The organism is Rossellomorea sedimentorum, from assembly GCF_046237645.1.
In the GTDB taxonomy this organism is placed as follows: Bacteria; Bacillota; Bacilli; order Bacillales; family Bacillaceae_B; genus Rossellomorea; species Rossellomorea sedimentorum.
Map to the genome: position 1 here is coordinate 4155216 of NZ_CP143546.1, position 15776 is coordinate 4170991.

General features: G+C 39.8%; 13 protein-coding genes and 1 riboswitch. Of the genes, 3 read left to right on the forward strand and 10 right to left on the reverse strand.

The window, feature by feature from the left end:
- Positions 1-103: 103 nt before the first annotated feature.
- Positions 104-2122, reverse strand: coding sequence for a putative bifunctional diguanylate cyclase/phosphodiesterase (locus tag V1502_RS20250; RefSeq protein WP_409252393.1), 2019 nt, complete (start codon positions 2120-2122; stop codon positions 104-106).
- 142 nt (positions 2123-2264) lie between these two features.
- Positions 2265-2356: riboswitch (cyclic di-GMP riboswitch) on the reverse strand.
- A gap of 411 nt (positions 2357-2767) precedes the next feature.
- Here V1502_RS20250 and V1502_RS20255 point away from each other — a divergent pair.
- Positions 2768-3304, forward strand: coding sequence for a hypothetical protein (locus V1502_RS20255; protein WP_409252394.1), 537 nt, complete (start codon positions 2768-2770; stop codon positions 3302-3304).
- Positions 3305-3637: 333 nt separating this feature from the next.
- Here the strand turns inward: V1502_RS20255 and V1502_RS20260 are convergent, their stop codons facing one another.
- Positions 3638-4084, reverse strand: coding sequence for a DUF4385 domain-containing protein (locus tag V1502_RS20260; protein WP_409252395.1), 447 nt, complete (start codon positions 4082-4084; stop codon positions 3638-3640).
- Positions 4085-4356: 272 nt separating this feature from the next.
- Between V1502_RS20260 and V1502_RS20265 the strand changes: the two genes are divergently transcribed.
- On the forward strand, positions 4357-5667 hold the full coding sequence (locus V1502_RS20265) for a chloride channel protein (protein ID WP_409252396.1): 1311 nt from the start codon (positions 4357-4359) through the stop codon (positions 5665-5667).
- 736 nt (positions 5668-6403) lie between these two features.
- Positions 6404-7171: an alpha/beta fold hydrolase gene (locus tag V1502_RS20270; RefSeq protein WP_409252397.1), complete on the forward strand. Its 768-nt coding sequence runs from the start codon at positions 6404-6406 to the stop codon at positions 7169-7171.
- A 126-nt stretch (positions 7172-7297) separates the two neighbouring features.
- Here V1502_RS20270 and V1502_RS20275 read toward each other — a convergent pair whose 3' ends face one another.
- The 8 genes from V1502_RS20275 to walK all read right to left on the reverse strand — a co-directional run bounded on the left by V1502_RS20275 (position 7298) and on the right by walK (position 15775).
- Entirely contained in the window at positions 7298-8161 is an 864-nt protein-coding gene (locus tag V1502_RS20275) for a DegV family protein (protein ID WP_409252398.1), read from the reverse strand.
- A 392-nt stretch (positions 8162-8553) separates the two neighbouring features.
- Positions 8554-9033 carry a 23S rRNA (pseudouridine(1915)-N(3))-methyltransferase RlmH gene (gene rlmH / locus V1502_RS20280; protein ID WP_409252399.1) on the reverse strand — a complete coding sequence of 160 codons (480 nt, stop codon included), beginning with the start codon at positions 9031-9033 and terminating at the stop codon, positions 8554-8556.
- 94 nt (positions 9034-9127) lie between these two features.
- Complete coding sequence (locus V1502_RS20285) at positions 9128-9286, reverse strand: CxxH/CxxC protein (RefSeq protein WP_409252400.1); 159 nt, start codon at positions 9284-9286, stop codon at positions 9128-9130.
- Positions 9287-9406: 120 nt separating this feature from the next.
- A complete protein-coding gene (locus tag V1502_RS20290) occupies positions 9407-10627 on the reverse strand; it encodes a S1C family serine protease (protein ID WP_409252401.1) in 1221 nt (406 codons plus the stop codon).
- A 400-nt stretch (positions 10628-11027) separates the two neighbouring features.
- A complete protein-coding gene (locus V1502_RS20295; RefSeq protein ID WP_409252402.1) occupies positions 11028-11822 on the reverse strand; it encodes an MBL fold metallo-hydrolase in 795 nt (264 codons plus the stop codon).
- 5 nt (positions 11823-11827) lie between these two features.
- Positions 11828-12637 carry a two-component system regulatory protein YycI gene (locus V1502_RS20300; RefSeq protein ID WP_409252403.1) on the reverse strand — a complete coding sequence of 270 codons (810 nt, stop codon included), beginning with the start codon at positions 12635-12637 and terminating at the stop codon, positions 11828-11830.
- Positions 12624-13952, reverse strand: coding sequence for a YycH family regulatory protein (locus tag V1502_RS20305; protein WP_409252404.1), 1329 nt, complete (start codon positions 13950-13952; stop codon positions 12624-12626). The genes V1502_RS20300 and V1502_RS20305 overlap by 14 nt, the downstream gene beginning before the upstream one ends.
- Positions 13949-15775 carry a cell wall metabolism sensor histidine kinase WalK gene (gene walK, locus V1502_RS20310; protein ID WP_409252405.1) on the reverse strand — a complete coding sequence of 609 codons (1827 nt, stop codon included), beginning with the start codon at positions 15773-15775 and terminating at the stop codon, positions 13949-13951. The genes V1502_RS20305 and walK overlap by 4 nt, the downstream gene beginning before the upstream one ends.
- Position 15776: the final 1 nt, after the last annotated feature.

Consider the following 15776-nt stretch of genomic DNA (forward strand, 5'->3'; position numbering starts at 1 on the left):
CGGAAATACTTATTAATGGCATGAGTTTGATGTCTGCCCCAGACTCATGCCATTAACATGGGTATTTAACTATAAACAACTTTCACCTTGCAAAGATATGCAGTTAAACCAGCACAGGCATGTTCACACTTAATATCGCTTCTTCAGGCGGCAGCGGCTTCCCATAATAATACCCTTGAATATAATCGCAATGGACCGACTGGAGAAACTGGACCTGCGGCTCTTCTTCAACCTGCTCTGCGACTATAACTAAATCAAGGGAGTGGGCCATTGCCGTTATGGTCCTGATAATGACGGCTGCCTCCTTGGAATGTGGAAGATCCCTGATAAATGAACCATCAATCTTAAGACAATCCAAAGGAATATCCCTAATATGAGATAAGGAGCTGTATCCTTTACCAAAATCGTCAATGCTTAATCCCACACCCAATTGTTGAAGCTGCTTTGTGATTAAAATTGTCTGCTGAAGGTCTTTCATGGCCATCGTTTCTGTAATCTCTATGTGCAAAAAGGAGGAATCCAACGAATTTTCCACCAGACACCTTTTTAAACTCGGAATAAAATCTTTCTCGTAGAACTGAACCAATGAGACGTTAACACTAATCTTTAATCCAGGATTTCCACTAGTGTGCCATTGTTTTAATTGTTTACAAGCTTCTTGCAATACCCACTTTCCAATATCATTAATAATCAACAGCTCTTCTGCAATGGGGATAAAAATGTTCGGTGAAATGATACCTTTCTTAGGGTGCCTCCAGCGAAGCAGCACTTCAAAGGACTCCACCATTTTTGTTTTAACGGATACCTGGGGCTGATAAAATAGTTCAAATTGATTTTCCTCAAGCCCTTTTCTCAGGTCATTTTCCAATTGCAAACGTTCCAGTATGTCAACATCCCGGCCTTTATTAAAGAATTCATAGGTATTCTTGCCTTTTTCTTTTGCCCGGGTCATAGCTGTATCAGCTTGCTTCATCAGTTCCTCTGCGGTACCTTTCCCATCTTGGAATTTGGTTCCTCCTATACTGCCTGTTATGTATAATTGATGCTCATCAACATAAAAAGGCTCCTTGATGGTGTTCATTCCCCTAATAACGAAGTTCTCCACTTCTTCCATTGAGTAATCCATTAACAGAATGGCAAATTCATCGCCGCCGATCCGCGCAATAAATACCTCTTCATCACCAATCCTTTTCAATCTATCTGTTACCTGGATGAGGAGTTTATCTCCAGTTGAATGACCCAAAACATCATTTATGGTCTTGAATCTGTCCAAATCGAAAAACAACAATACTGCCGGTGTATTTTGATGAATCAGTTCTTCTAATTTACTAAGAAAAAGATTTCGGTTTGGGAGGTTGGTCAAAGCATCATAGTGGGATAAAAATTCAATTCGCTTTATGCTTTCCAACTCATTGGCGGCTTTTTTCTTATTTCTGGACTCTTCCAATAAAATCGGCGCAACATCAATCAAAACTAACGAGAGAACGGAAAGGGTCCAAGGTAAGAATGCAAGATTGAGATAAATGCGGTCAGTCAGTATGATTGTCTCCCACTCTTGGAAGACAGAAGTTGATTCAATGGTGAAATATAAACTGCCAAAAGCAATGCCTATGGCTAAACTGGCAAACAGCAGAGTGCTGAATTTTACATGATCCAATTCCCGCAAATACCGGACAAACCTTATCATAGCTAACGACGTGCCAATCGACAGAATCATCCCTGTCACTAAGAGAGAGAGATTAAAATCCTGGAGATTCTCCACCATCATGAAATCCCTTAAAATAATCGACATGTACAGTGTGGAACCAAAACACATAGAAATGAGTACCAGTTTCGCTGTTGAAATGTAAGGGATCGTAATGGAATTAACGGTCAGCGTCACTATGAAGATACTACTGTAGAGAAGACCGCAAAAGAGAAGAAAATGAAGTTCGATTGTCCCGGTAAATAAATTTACGATATAAGGATAACAGGCAAAAACACCAATAATAACAGAAGTCCAAGTATAGTGAAAAATACTGGAGCTTTTTGGGAGCTTTTTAAGCAGCATTAAACTTATTAATGCACAAAAAGTTCCTACGGCAAAAGTTACATATAACTCATTAAAAGGATTGATCTCCATATGTGATTTCCTTTCAAAACGTTTATAGTTGGAATAGACTATACCTGCCTTTTAATCACTCTTTGAAATTCATTAAGTATTTCAAGGGGTAAATAGAAAAAGCCTATGACCAAACAAAACAGGACATAGGCTTTTTCAACTCCATTACAACTGGCTGACATCTTTACATCCGCTGTAAATTTAGTCCCTTTAGCTTTGCGTCACTGTGTTTCCACAGCTTTGCCCATATCCATATTAATTTGTAATCAATAGTTGGTTATATAGTAAAATTTTACTACAATTCTGTATTTGTACAAGAGAAAAGATGGTCGAATTATATGATAATTTGTAAAATTTGTTCCCTGTATAAAGAAGTATGAAAATAAGAGACTGTAGTAATTTTTTAATGCAGCCTTTTATGATCAATACCTCATTAAGTAAGTCTAGGCTAATATGGGGATTCATCATTCAAAAACTTTACAACTCACCCTGCATTTGATAAAATTTTTTGCATGAAGTAAACATTCCTTTTAACTTCACATATAATTAAGTAAAACTGATAATGAATGCGTAAGATCAATGCTAAACCCCAAAATTAAATTTTTTTGAACAAAAAGTTTCCCTAAGGCAAAAAAACGGCGCTTGTGAAACTGAGGAGGAGATAAAATGAAAATTATAAAAGTAAACCTGTTTCCACTACTCATTGTTCTAACACGAATTCTTTTTGGAATAGGCTGGCTACTGGCGGGTATAACCAAAATCACTGAAAAATTATGGTTTAAAGAACCAGGTATATTTTTGAGGGAATATCTTTTGCATTCATTACAAAAAACGAATGTCCCACCTTTTTATAAGATATTCATAGAGAATATAGCTTTAGAGCATGTACTGGTCTTCAACTACGTTATACCAATTGTTCAAATTATCCTAGGCCTGTTTCTTATTGCCGGTTTATTTACCATACCTTCTATCCTTGTTTGTCTTTTTATGCACATTAACTTTATCTTATCGGGAAACATGAATTTAATAAGTCTTATCCTTTATACAAATGGATTTTTATTGATTATCTTTAGAAAAACAAGTTACTACTTTAGTCTTGATAAGTATTTTAATAGGATTAATCCATCCACCTTAAATATTAAAAATATAGAAACATCTTTTTCATTAAACTCAAAGAAAGAAAGATTATTCAATAACTCTTAAATCTGTTCTTAATTAAATACGTCTACCAACATAGTGATAATCCAATAAAGCAATCCTAAAATATTCATTACTACAAAACCATACAATATTATTCTTGATATCTTCATAGCCTTCTCCCTCTACTAAAACATGTTTTTATTAACTAACAACAAATATATTTTAAAGGTAGTTTTAATAATATAAAAGCCCTATCCGCTTAAATTGGGGATAGGGCTCTTGTATTAAATAGATATCCTGGAAAGAATGATTACATATAATGTGGTTGCAACTTTACAAAATTTCAACCTGTTCTCACTAGACTGATAGCAAACGTTGAAGGCCGCGCTCATACCTTCACCCGTATTTCTTCTGATGTTCTTTTTTTCGCTTCAGATAACCCTTATCCTCTCGCGCAAGTTTCCATTTATCCTCGAAGATGGCTGCTGATTCCGCCTTCACCGGATCAATCTCTCTTTCGTTTACATTGCCATCCTCGTCATATTTCTTCCCGCCCTTGTAATTCGTGTATCTGCGGGCTCGTGTATATCCCATTTGCAGGAACTTCCTTGCCATGTCCATTCCAACAAAATCTTCTTTCTCTTTGTAATCGAGGAACATCTGATAAATTTTATCGGATGACTCCTTGGCAATATCCGGGGTCTTGAATCGCCAATGCTGCAGGATCTCACTTTTATAAGGCTCCACCAGCAGCACACCCTGTTCACCCCTGCCAACCCTATACAGCTCAGGATTCTTGCGGAAATTTATATTATCAAAGTCTAAATCATAATCGAAAGCCATGGCTGTCACCCTTTTTTATATGAGGTTTACCCTTGGCCTCCTATTTGTATGCACAGCAAGTTCATTAAGTGTTCCCATTCCGTATTGAAGCCAGAATTTTAACCAGCTAATTTAGAAAAAGCATAATGAAATTGTGCCCTTTACCAAATAATAATAAATATGTTCCTTATTTTAAACCATTGGTGTTTATTTAGTGCACTACAAAGTTCGTTACTAATCATTTTTTTTGCTGCTTTTCCTTTATTAAACTCTTATTTAAAAAGGAGACTCCCATGAATCGGTTAAAAGGTAAATCTGTGTTCCTCGTTGTTAGTTTATGGGTTCTATTAGGAAGCTTAATTGGACTAGCTGTAGGGTCAGCCACTGCACTCCTGCTTACAGCCAATGATTTTCTGGGAGAAACCCGGGAGAAAAATGGATGGTTAATCTCCCTGCTTCCGCTTGGGGGAATCTTTATTGGATACATATATATGAAGTACGGAAAGGCTGTTTATCGGAACACCCTTAATGACACGGCGCTAGAAAACAACTTAGTGATCGAAACCATCAATGGCAAAAAAAATGTTCTGAAGCGAATGGGTCCTATCGTCTACCTTGGAACATTCATTACAGTCCTTTTTGGCGGCTCCACTGGGAGGGAAGGGGCCGCTATTCAAATGGGGAGCAGTATAGCCGAGGTAAGTAACAAGTTATTTAAAGTAAGCGTGTTAAATAAAAACCTATTCATCATGAGCGGCGTTAGTGCAGGCTTTGGTTCTGCATTCGGAGCTCCTATTACAGGGGCTATATTCGGAATGGAAATGGCAGCATTAGGAAAGATAAAGTTTCAAGCACTAATTCCTTGCGTTACAGCAAGTTTTGCCGCCCACTACACAACCACTGCAATTTGGCAATTTAAACATGATGAATTAAAAATACTTGCTGTACCTGACTTCACTTTTCTTGATTTCGGAAAAGTTATCTTCGTTTCTATTCTTTTTGGTTTGCTAAGTATTGCTTATTGTCAACTAAGACACGGTATTCAACGTTTCACCGAAAAAACCTTTAAGAAAAACCATATGAAGCGAGCATTTTTTGGAGGCATTGTCATAGTGCTCTTAACGTTAATGGTCGGCTCCCAAGATTACAATGGACGCGGATTGGAAATGCTGGAACAATCCTTTTACGAAGAGGTACCTCCTTTTGCCTTTCTCGCCAAACTATTATTCACTGCGGTAACCATCGGGTCAGGATTCGTTGGCGGTGAAGCGATCCCCTTATTTTTTATGGGCGCAACCTTAGGGAATGCTTTACAATCGATTATTGATTTACCCTTGTCATTTCTGGCAGCCCTAGGGTTAATCGCCACCTTTTGTGCCGGTGCCAACGTCCCGCTTTCTGCTTTCCTGCTTGCATTAGAGATGTTTAATGGAGTTGGAGTAGAATTCTTTTTTGTGGCGTGTATCATTAGTTACCTATTTTCTGGACACCATAGCATATGGCCTTCACAACAAATTTACGAACCGAAAAGCACGCTGTTTCAGATTTTAAGCGGGACAACGATTGGGGAGGTTGAGCAAAAGAAAAAGAAGAAGAGTGAGTGAGGTTTTAGAAAGTCGCGTTTTTAATATGGATGATAAATAGTTTTTCTGTAGATTAAGCTCTTTTCGTAGATATGGTTGCTATTGGGATTAATGTTAAAGAAAACGAATATAAGTAACCATCTCTTCTTTCTGCTACCCATACTTGTTGGAATTCTTGAACAAAGAAAACATCTAATCTTCAAATTGACAATCAGTAAGCTATATATCAAAACAAAAGGGTTGCTTTTTAGACTGATTAGACTAATTCTCTGGATATTTATTTTTAAGAATGATTGATTGGAGCGAAAGGTGTGCGATCTCCTGCGGGACTAGCGGGACAGGTGAGACCCCCAATCCAATTGCAACGCCCAGCCCCTCGGGGTCAAATAACCCTCAGCGAATAAAAGGAAAGATCCCCTTTTTTTCGCTGAGGAACATTTGCCTGTCGGGGCTGAACGGGGCGCTTCCACTTTTTATACAGGCGCAGCCGAGGAGGCCAATCCAGCTCCAGCGGCCAGCGACTAGCAGATTTCGGTCACTCTCCTTGCGATAAGTCAACATCGGCTCGCTCCGCTTGCCGTGTTTCCTTTATCTCATGCGAGAGCCCTAAAATCTGTACGTCGCTGAACGGCCGCTTCCGCTTTTTAGTTCACCGCCCGCCCCGCGGAGTCGCTCGCACACCTGGAGCGGAAATCAACTATCTCATGATGTCGCAGCTCATTCTACAGATGATTTCCAATTTGAGGTGATAGTAAGAATGTTAGAAATAGATGGGACTTATATCAATTATTCAGTTAGAGGGGAAGGTGTTCCTCTTGTCTTTATACACCCTCCTACTTTAACTTCTGTGAACTTTCAGTACCAACTCGAAGGGTTATCCCAACATTTTAAAGTAATTGTTTTTGATATAAGAGGTCACGGAAAAAGTTCATATTCAAGTACACCTATAACATATCCTCTTATCGTAAGTGATATTATTCGGTTACTTGATCATCTCGACATTAACAAAGCTTATGTTTGCGGTTATTCTACTGGAGGTTCCATTGTGTTGGAATTCTTATTAACTGCTTCACATCGTTCTTTAGGTGGTGTGATTATAAGTGGAATGTCCGAAGTTAATGATACACTCCTAAAAAGTAGAATTTCTTTAGGAGTTAAACTAGCTAAGGCTGGTTTGGTTTCGCTTCTATCTTGGTCTATTTCAAGGAAAAACTCTAATAACAACAAGTTGTTCAAAAAGATGTTTAGTGATGCCAAACAAGGAGATTATAGAAACATTGAGCAGTATTACACTTATAGTCTGCACTATAATTGCACAAGTCGTCTAGGAAATATAAATCTGCCAACACTCTTGATCTATGGTCAAAAGGATAAGCAATTTCATTCTTATGCCAATTTATTACATGATAAATTACCGGATAATGAATTGGTTTTTATTGAAAATGTAGACCACAGGATACCAACAAAAGCAGCAAATGAACTAAATAAGTTAATAGGTCAATTTGTAAAAAGGCATAATCAATGATAGTACTTAGTTTTTGATAAATAATCTCAACAAAAGCCTCTCCATAATAACGGAAAGGCTTTTGTTTCTACTTGATTAAGGATTGGCTAGTAACGTCTTTAAGAGTGAAAATTATTTGATCTTCCCTCACTTTTCTACAAAAAACATTGAAATAGCACCTAAGCCCACATGGGTCCCAACCGATACTCCCATTTGCATAATATAAATGTCTCCAGAGAAATCAGTTTCTGTTTGAAGTTTAGCTTTAAGATTTTCGGCAACTTTAATATCTGATGTATAACCAACTATGATAAAGTCCGTCAACTCTTGGTCATTTCTTTTCATAAACTCCTGCGTGTAATGGTTAAGTACCCTCTTTAAGCCTCTTTCCTTTCCAACTATGGCCCCTTTTCCATCCTTCATAGTCATAATTGGCTTAAGCATTAAGATTTTCCCTATTAAGGCACTTGCATTAGTAAGCCTGCCACTCTTTATCAAATGATCTAAATCATCCACGGATAGGAAATGCTTTATCTTTCTCTTATACTTTTCATTAAAAGCCACTATTTCTTCAAACGATGCTCCCTCTTCCCTCATCATCGCACTTTTCATAATAAGCCAACCGCTTCCATGACTCATACATTTTGAATCAACTACATGTATCTTAACGTTAGATTCCGGACTTTCCTCGAAGAAATAATCTTTCGCTATCATAGCTGATTGATATGAACCGCTTGTACCACTAGACATGCATATACATAATACTTCCTTAATTCCAGCCTCAACAGCCTGTTTTATTATTTTCAAGTATTCCGCTGGGCTTGGCATACCTGTGGTCGGAAAATCTGGCAAAGCTTCCATCATTCCATAAAATTCATCTGGCTGGATATCTACCCTGTCTCTATATATTTTTCCCTCTATATTTATGGTTAGAGGTGCCAAGCTGATATCGTACATTTTCAGTACTTCATCAGATAAATCACATGTTGAATCAGCCATGATTTTTATCATTAATCTGCCTCCATAAATTAAATTGAACTATCCTTTTTCAATTAAGCTCTTTTCGTATATATTGTTGCCTAGTTTAACTTCATCTGCTTTACAACTAGACAGACAGCTGCTCTTTTCTAAACGATATATACGGAATTTATCGTTACAAGTGAGCTTAGCTTCAGATAAAGTAGGTTGTAGAGCAACAAAGCATTAAAAAAGCCTTCTATTATTAGAATGTTAACACTTTAAGCATTTTACACCTACATACTGATTCATTCTACTACAATATAAGTGAATGTGCTTCATTGACAAAAAATAAGGATACTGTTAATAAACAGTATCCCTTCTATAACTACTTTTACAATTCACCTTAATGATTATTTTATATAGGTTAACTCCATTGTTTACCACTATTTGTGGTATGGTTCATTACGATTTATTCGGAAAGCCCGGTAAACCTGCTCCACCAGAATGAGCCGCATCAACTGATGGGGGAAAGTCATCTTGGAGAAAGAAAGAGTTTCATTTGCCCGCTTCATGACCTCGTCACTCAATCCGAGTGATCCTCCAATAACAAAGCTCACTTTGCTTTTTCCGTATGTAGCCAATTTATCCAGATTATCTGCTAAATCTTCGGAGGTTTTCATTTTTCCTTCAATGGCCAGAGCGATGACATGGGCATCAGGCGAGATCTTGCTGAGAATCCGTTCGCCTTCTTTTCCTTTGACCTGGGCCATTTCTATTACACTTAATTCTTCAGGTGCTTTTTCATCGGAAACTTCAATAATTTCCACCTTGGCGTATGCACTCAAACGTTTTAAATATTCATCGATTCCCTGTTTGAGATATTTCTCTTTTAATTTTCCAACTGTCACAATTGAGATATTCACAATCCACACTCGCTTTACAAACAAATTACGAACAAACTATCCACAGAAGTTATCCACATATCAACAGGATACATCCACATGTCGTATGGGAATATTAGTTCGCCACAATATATTCCGCTGTCTCAGTACAATATTCACAAGTTGTGGATAACTTCTGATCATCAGTTAATTGTTCTAATTTTGGAGCAACTTCATATTCATCCACGATGACGTCCATCGCAAGCTCTACGTGCTCTTTACAGCAATAGATCATAGTTTTTACCTCCACTCTAAACAGTATTATTTACTATTTAATTTATCCACAAGCCATCATATCATTAAAAAAGAAAGCAGGAAAGTGCTGGGCACTTCTCTGCTTTCTAAGTTATCCACATTATAGTCGAGATTCATCTGTCAGCTTCATCGTGACTTCTTGGAGCTCACCGTTCCTGTAGATCGTCACTGTCATTTGATCACCGACATCTTTTTCATTATAAAGGTGTTTCCTTAACGATATGATGTCTGAAATCTTTTCTCCGTCAAGCTCGACGATAACATCAAGTTCCTGAAGTCCTGCCTGGGCAGCCGGGGAGTTGGGCACAACTTGCCGGACCATGACTCCATCTTTAACGTCCTCTGGAAGCTTGAGTGTTTCCTGCTGGTGGTAGGCTGTTATTTGGTTCACATTTTCCAGAGAGACCCCCATAGCCGGACGTTTCACTTCTCCGAATTCTTCGAGGTCCTCAATAATCGGCTGTGCGGCATTGATAGGGATAGCCAGGCCAATTCCTTCTACCGCTTCCTGCGCGATTTTCATGGAGTTGATTCCAATCAACTGTCCTGCTATATTCACAAGGGCTCCTCCGCTGTTACCAGGGTTGATGGCCGCATCCGTCTGAATGACTTCAGCCTGCCAGTCTTCCATTCCATCCTGGTTCACATCCACCGGTATGGTCCTTTCAAGACCAGAGATGATGCCTTGTGTAACCGAACCGGAAAAAGCAAGACCAAGCGGGTTCCCTATAGCCAAAACAGGTTCACCAGTCTTTAGTTCATCAGAATTGCCAAACTCAGCGATTGCTTCGATTTCAGCGCCATCAACTTCCAAAACAGCAAGGTCCGTCCAGACATCTCCGCCGCGTAACTGGGCAGGAACCTTCGTGCCATCAGATAAGGTCACTTCCAGCTGGTCAGCTCCTTGAATAACATGAAAGTTCGTGACTATGTACGCCTTCCCGCCAGCCTTCTTATAGATGACTCCTGATCCCGTTCCAGCTTCCTGCCCCGTTTGTTCCCAAAAGCTTTGTGAGCGGATGTTGCTTATTCCGACCACCGCATCTTCAGCTTTCTCAACAGCAGCGGTAACGTCACTGGTTACATTAACAGACAGGTTCCTCGTTGCACCATTCTTCCCATTATGGTAGGCTTCATCTGTTTCCGCGAGATTGCTGCCGGGATCATAGGGAAGTACACCCCAATCATCCAGTTGCGGCAGTGCAACAATCACGAGGATGGCCCCCAGGATAATGCCTATGAGGCTTGCGAGGAAGTAGCCCCCGCGGTTGCCTTTTTGCTTTGACCTTGTATTGTCATAATCTTGATCGTAATAGCCCATCTACTGATACACCCTTTCCTATACATCTTTTATATTTTCCTACATAGTCAAAAATATAGTCAGGTAAAATGGATTTTCGCTTTCATTTTATAAAATTTTCTCAGATTTATCCACTTGGAGGCTGTATAAAAATCCATAAAAAAACGCTGTATTCGTATCATGTTGCTTTCGGAAAAATTCAGAGGACCGGATTTCTCCCTCGGGTACAAGGGCTTATCTAACTGAAAGGGTGAATAGCTCTTTGCTTTCTTGTTTACCAGGATAATTCCTGTGAAATATGGCTATTTGTCTTGTATTTCACAGGGACTAGCAACAAAGTTGTAGAAAAGAGCCATAAAAAAAGATGAAAGCATTAATGCTTTCATCTTTTAATTCCCTAATCCCCCTGGAGCAAACATCATCAAACCGCTACAAGCTCTGTCGGGATTTTCGGGTCGGTATCCAGCAAGTCGAATTGCTCGCCAACAATAATCCCTTTGGACTCCAGCGTCTGAGTAACACTCATCCGGGCAAGGTCTTTCATATTATTATCTTTACTCAAATGAGCAAGGTAAATGCTTTTAGTCTGATCGCCAAACACTTCGCTCATCGCAATGGCTGCATCTTCATTGGAGACATGTCCTACATCACTGAGGATACGGCGTTTGATGCTCCATGGATAACGGCACATCCTGAGCATGTCCACATCATGATTACTTTCAAATACATACGTGTTTGCATTTGAGATGATCCCCTTCATACGGTCACTGACATACCCTGTATCCGTCACCAGCACCAATTTTCTACCTTCATGATGAAAGGTATAGAACATCGGCTCGGCCGCATCATGGGAAACCCCAAAAGATTCGATATCAAGCGAACCAAAGGATTGGACTTTTTCCATGCCAAATTCAAACTTTTGTTCAATCGGTACCTTCCCGATCAACGGATCCATGGCTTTCCATGTTTTTTCGTTGGCATAGACAGGCAAGTTATATTTTCTGGCGAGAATTCCAATACCCTTTATATGGTCACTGTGCTCATGCGTCACAAGAATCCCGCTTAAATCTTTTATTTTCCGGTCAATCTTTTGAAACAATGCTTCCATTTGCTTTCCGCTCAGGCCAGCATCCACGAGGAATGAGTTCTGGTCCGTTTCGACATAAATGGCATTCCCCGTACTGCCGCTGGCAAGTACACTAAAATTCATAGCCATTTCTCTCACTCCAGTATTTCTTTTTCTGTGTTGCTAAACTCGATGATATTTCCTTCAAAGGCATTTACAAAGAGATGGTCTGATACCCCATCTTTGGTTATCGTGAAATGCCAGGCCGGTGCCATTACTTGTCTTTCCGCTTCCGGAACCAGCGTGTAGAATCCTATTGCCGGCGTTCCCAACTTACTATCCGGCAGCAGCTTTTCTTTGCTGTAAAGGGTTTCCACAGCCTGGATAGGAGTGATGACCGACTTCGTATCCGTAAATTCTTCAAAATCCGTCAGCAATGTCTGGGTATAGGAGACAATTTTGCGGTCATCATTAAAGTAGATCACCAGCTGGCCATTGATATTATTAAAAAGCGGTTTATCTTTATAGGTCTGATAGTAAACGACCCGCTGCTGATTTTCATCTATCCCCCAATAGGAATACTTGTCTCCATGCAGGACATTCTTGCTTATAAAATCATTAAGCTCTTCAGGCTTAAAGTTTTCACTTAAAACATAATCGATTTCCCCAAGCTTTGAGGTGATCATTGTAGAATCAATGACTTCAACAGATTGGTCCTTCAGCTCTTTGATCTCTTCTTCGGTGAATGATTTGGTTATGGCATTCAAATAGGGCTGTTTCTCAGGCTCTTTTGAAAGAGGCAGCTCATATTCTATATTTTCAAGCTTAAGAGAATCTTCCAGCTTGGCTTCACCAAGGAAATCGTACTGACTTTCATTATACTTGTTTATGAAGAGGGTTAACAGGAAAATATCCAAAATCAGAAAGACAATGATAAAAATCGTCTTCGTTTTACTCCAATCCAATCTGACCCCTCCCAACATCCTCTGGCTGCACTCTGATCCAGGATCCTGCATACTTGTAGTACCAGGCCGGCTCCAGAATTACAAAGCTTGAAACACCATTGGTAAGTTTGAAGCCGGGGATAATATCTTCAATTTGTTCAGGGTTGATATTCTCTTCCAGAAGCCGCTCAAGCACAACCCTTCCAGATGGCAGTGTCGCACTGCTCGTATCTTTCGTCATGCCTTCCAAATTGGTGAAAGGCCGGGAGTATTTGAAAATATTCAACTTTCCAAGCACGACTGAGTATTCAGTCATCCCGCTTTCATTAAAAACAGGGAGGTCATGGACAAACATTCGATAGTGAATGAGCTGCTGCGGTTTGCTTACACTGAAATATTGGTAGGAGGTGACCTCCTCCGGCCAGCCGCCATGATCATTGATAAAGGCGCTCGCCTGAGTAATCAGGTTCGTTATACTTGCTTCTCCTTCAATCCCTGATTCTTCCTCAATATTCACAAATGTAAAGGTCTTATTGTTCACATTCACCCTCATTAAACTGGAATCATCGTTAAATTCTTCCCCTATATTGGTATATTCGTGGCTCACCAGAGATGGCTCACTGAACAGGGCATTTACGAATTCTTCGATTGATTCCGTAGCCGTCACGTACTCATATCTATTCATCTTCAGCTCATTTTCCGGCAAATAAATTCTTCTGCGCTCTGTTGGATCATAGGCGAAGTATTCCGGATGCTGAATAGATTTCGACATGAACTGATCTTTAAAAACAGCCATAGAAGAATTATCAATTCGACTTTCATATACCTGCTGATTGGAATATGAAATAAAATATACCTTTGCATAATCTGCAGATTCTTCCTCGGTCGTCACCACAATACGGTCGAAAGCTTCTTCAGGCATGTCTGTATCTTTGATCATTAGAATGTTCTTATACACATTAAAGGTTATGAGATCAGGGAAAATAATTTCAACTCTGTCTTCTCCGTGAACCAAATCCTTGAATTCGGCATCTGTAAGCATCCTTGAAATATCCGTCAATCCATAGATATTCCACGACGACATCTGTTCCATCATGCTTTGAATCTCAAATTTCCGTTGTGTACCATACGTCTTATCGTTTCGATGATAAAGCAGCTTAAAAGGAAGGATGACGTCCCGCAATTCCTTTTGAGAATTGATAATAACATCTTCCGCAATGCTGCTCTCTTCAATCGGCTCCAAGTATGGCTGGTAGGTCCATAAATTCCATGTTAAAAAGATGCTGGAAACCACAAGGGTTGTCAGGATTATTGATTTGATTTGTTCATATCTCATAGCCATTCATCCTCTTGAGTGCTGTCGTAAGGAAGAGAAAATGAAATGGTTGTCCCCTTGCCTTCCTTACTTTCCGCCCAAATATTGCCGCCATGGGCTGAAATCATCTCTTTTGCAATAGCCAGTCCCAGTCCGGTACCGCCCATTTGTCTTGAACGTGCTTTATCCACCCGATAAAAACGTTCAAAAATCTTTGTAAGATTATCCTGGGGAATGCCAAGTCCCTGATCGGATACACTGATGATGATCATTTCTTCTTCTTCTTTCACCTTGAATGTAATCAACCCACCCTCCGGCGAGTATTTCAAGGCATTGGAAATAATATTATCCAGTACCTGCGTCAGCTTATCTTTATCAATGTCGACAAACAGAGCTTGTTCAGGAAGCTGCCGCTTAAATGTAACGTTTTGGTTTTTGGACATTTCAAAGCGGTCGATAATCTGGTGGAAAAAGCCGACAAACTCAATCCATTCTTTATTAAAACGATAATCTTTGCTGTCCATCTTTGACAGTTGCAGCAAATCATTGACAAGGCGGATCATGCGTTCCGTTTCATTCTGGGTAACATCAAGAAAACGCGGGGCGATCTCTTCATCCTGCCATGCCCCATCTGCCAATGCTTCTAAGTAACTCCTCATTGTCGTTAAAGGAGTTCTCAACTCATGAGAAACATTCGAAACAAAATCCCTTCGTTCCATATCAATCTTTTCCTGCTCCGTAATATCATGGAGGACGGTGATAATTCCATTTACAAAGCCGGTTTCTTTCTGAATAACGGAGAAATTAGCTCGTAAAATATATGGCTGTTCCTTTGTACTATAATCCAAGATGATGGAGTCCTGCTCATTAGACAGATCTTCGAATGTATAATTCTCATCCAGCCCCAAAAGGGAAACAAGTGGCTGGGAAAGCACTGTTTCACGTGAAACATTAAGCATTTTGGCTGCAGGGTCATTAATCAAGATAACTCTCCCTTTACGATCAGTCGCAATTACACCATCCGTCATATAAGAAAGGACGGATGAAAGTTTTCTTCTTTCACCCTCCGTCGTAGCCTGGGCTTCCTGCAGCCTTTTAGTCAAGTTGTTAAACGTGATCGCAAGCTGGCCAATTTCATCATAACCATATACCTTAACTTTTCTGGAGAAGTTCCCTTTCGCCATGGCAAGGGCTTGTTTCCTCATATCGGAAATCGGCCTTGTTACCGTCTGCCCCAACAGAACACCGAGGATGGCGGTAATAGCGAGAGCAATGACTGTTCCAGTAGAAAAGATTTCATTAATCTCTTCCAGTTGCTGATACACATTTTCTATTTTTGAAATGAGGTAGATGGCACCCAGGATTTCACCTTTTACATTAATGATCGGTGATGTATAGACCCATATGCGATTCCCCGTTTCATTATCGATATAGGCTTCATCTATTTCCTTTCCCGTTACCAAAACCCTTTTTACCATGGTGTCCGTTGCACGCTGTCCAACGGCATCAAGATTATCATCTCTGGAAGAACCAAGGATTCGGGATTTACTGTCGATGACCCTGACTTCTAAAACATCGGAGCCTTTAAAGTCTTGGAGAATCCGGTCAATATCCGCCTCCAGCTTCAGGTCTTTGTCCGTTCTTTCCTTGAGCATTTCTTCTTTAATATTGTATTTTAAGAAACTCACATTTTCTTCAATATTACTGGTGAAATTCGTAATCAGCTTATCTTCCAGCTCCCGGACAAAATAGACACTGATGATTTGCATGGCCAGAAGGATAAGCAGGACATAAATCAAGACGAACTTTAAATGTATCGAGCGGGTGATGCCAACTTTCTTCATC

Excerpts from the sequence above, each read along its gene's own strand:
- V1502_RS20270 (WP_409252397.1), top strand. The coding sequence starts at position 6,404 with ATGTTAGAAATAGATGGGACTTATATCAATTATTCAGTTAGAGGGGAA.
- V1502_RS20255 (WP_409252394.1), top strand. The coding sequence starts at position 2,768 with ATGAAAATTATAAAAGTAAACCTGTTTCCACTACTCATTGTTCTAACA.
- V1502_RS20295 (WP_409252402.1), bottom strand. The coding sequence starts at position 11,822 with ATGGCTATGAATTTTAGTGTACTTGCCAGCGGCAGTACGGGGAATGCC.
- V1502_RS20265 (WP_409252396.1), top strand. The coding sequence starts at position 4,357 with ATGAATCGGTTAAAAGGTAAATCTGTGTTCCTCGTTGTTAGTTTATGG.
- V1502_RS20290 (WP_409252401.1), bottom strand. The coding sequence starts at position 10,627 with ATGGGCTATTACGATCAAGATTATGACAATACAAGGTCAAAGCAAAAA.
- V1502_RS20250 (WP_409252393.1), bottom strand. The coding sequence starts at position 2,122 with ATGGAGATCAATCCTTTTAATGAGTTATATGTAACTTTTGCCGTAGGA.
- V1502_RS20305 (WP_409252404.1), bottom strand. The coding sequence starts at position 13,952 with ATGAGATATGAACAAATCAAATCAATAATCCTGACAACCCTTGTGGTT.
- walK (WP_409252405.1), bottom strand. The coding sequence starts at position 15,775 with ATGAAGAAAGTTGGCATCACCCGCTCGATACATTTAAAGTTCGTCTTG.
- V1502_RS20260 (WP_409252395.1), bottom strand. The coding sequence starts at position 4,084 with ATGGCTTTCGATTATGATTTAGACTTTGATAATATAAATTTCCGCAAG.
- V1502_RS20275 (WP_409252398.1), bottom strand. The coding sequence starts at position 8,161 with ATGATAAAAATCATGGCTGATTCAACATGTGATTTATCTGATGAAGTA.
- V1502_RS20285 (WP_409252400.1), bottom strand. The coding sequence starts at position 9,286 with ATGATCTATTGCTGTAAAGAGCACGTAGAGCTTGCGATGGACGTCATC.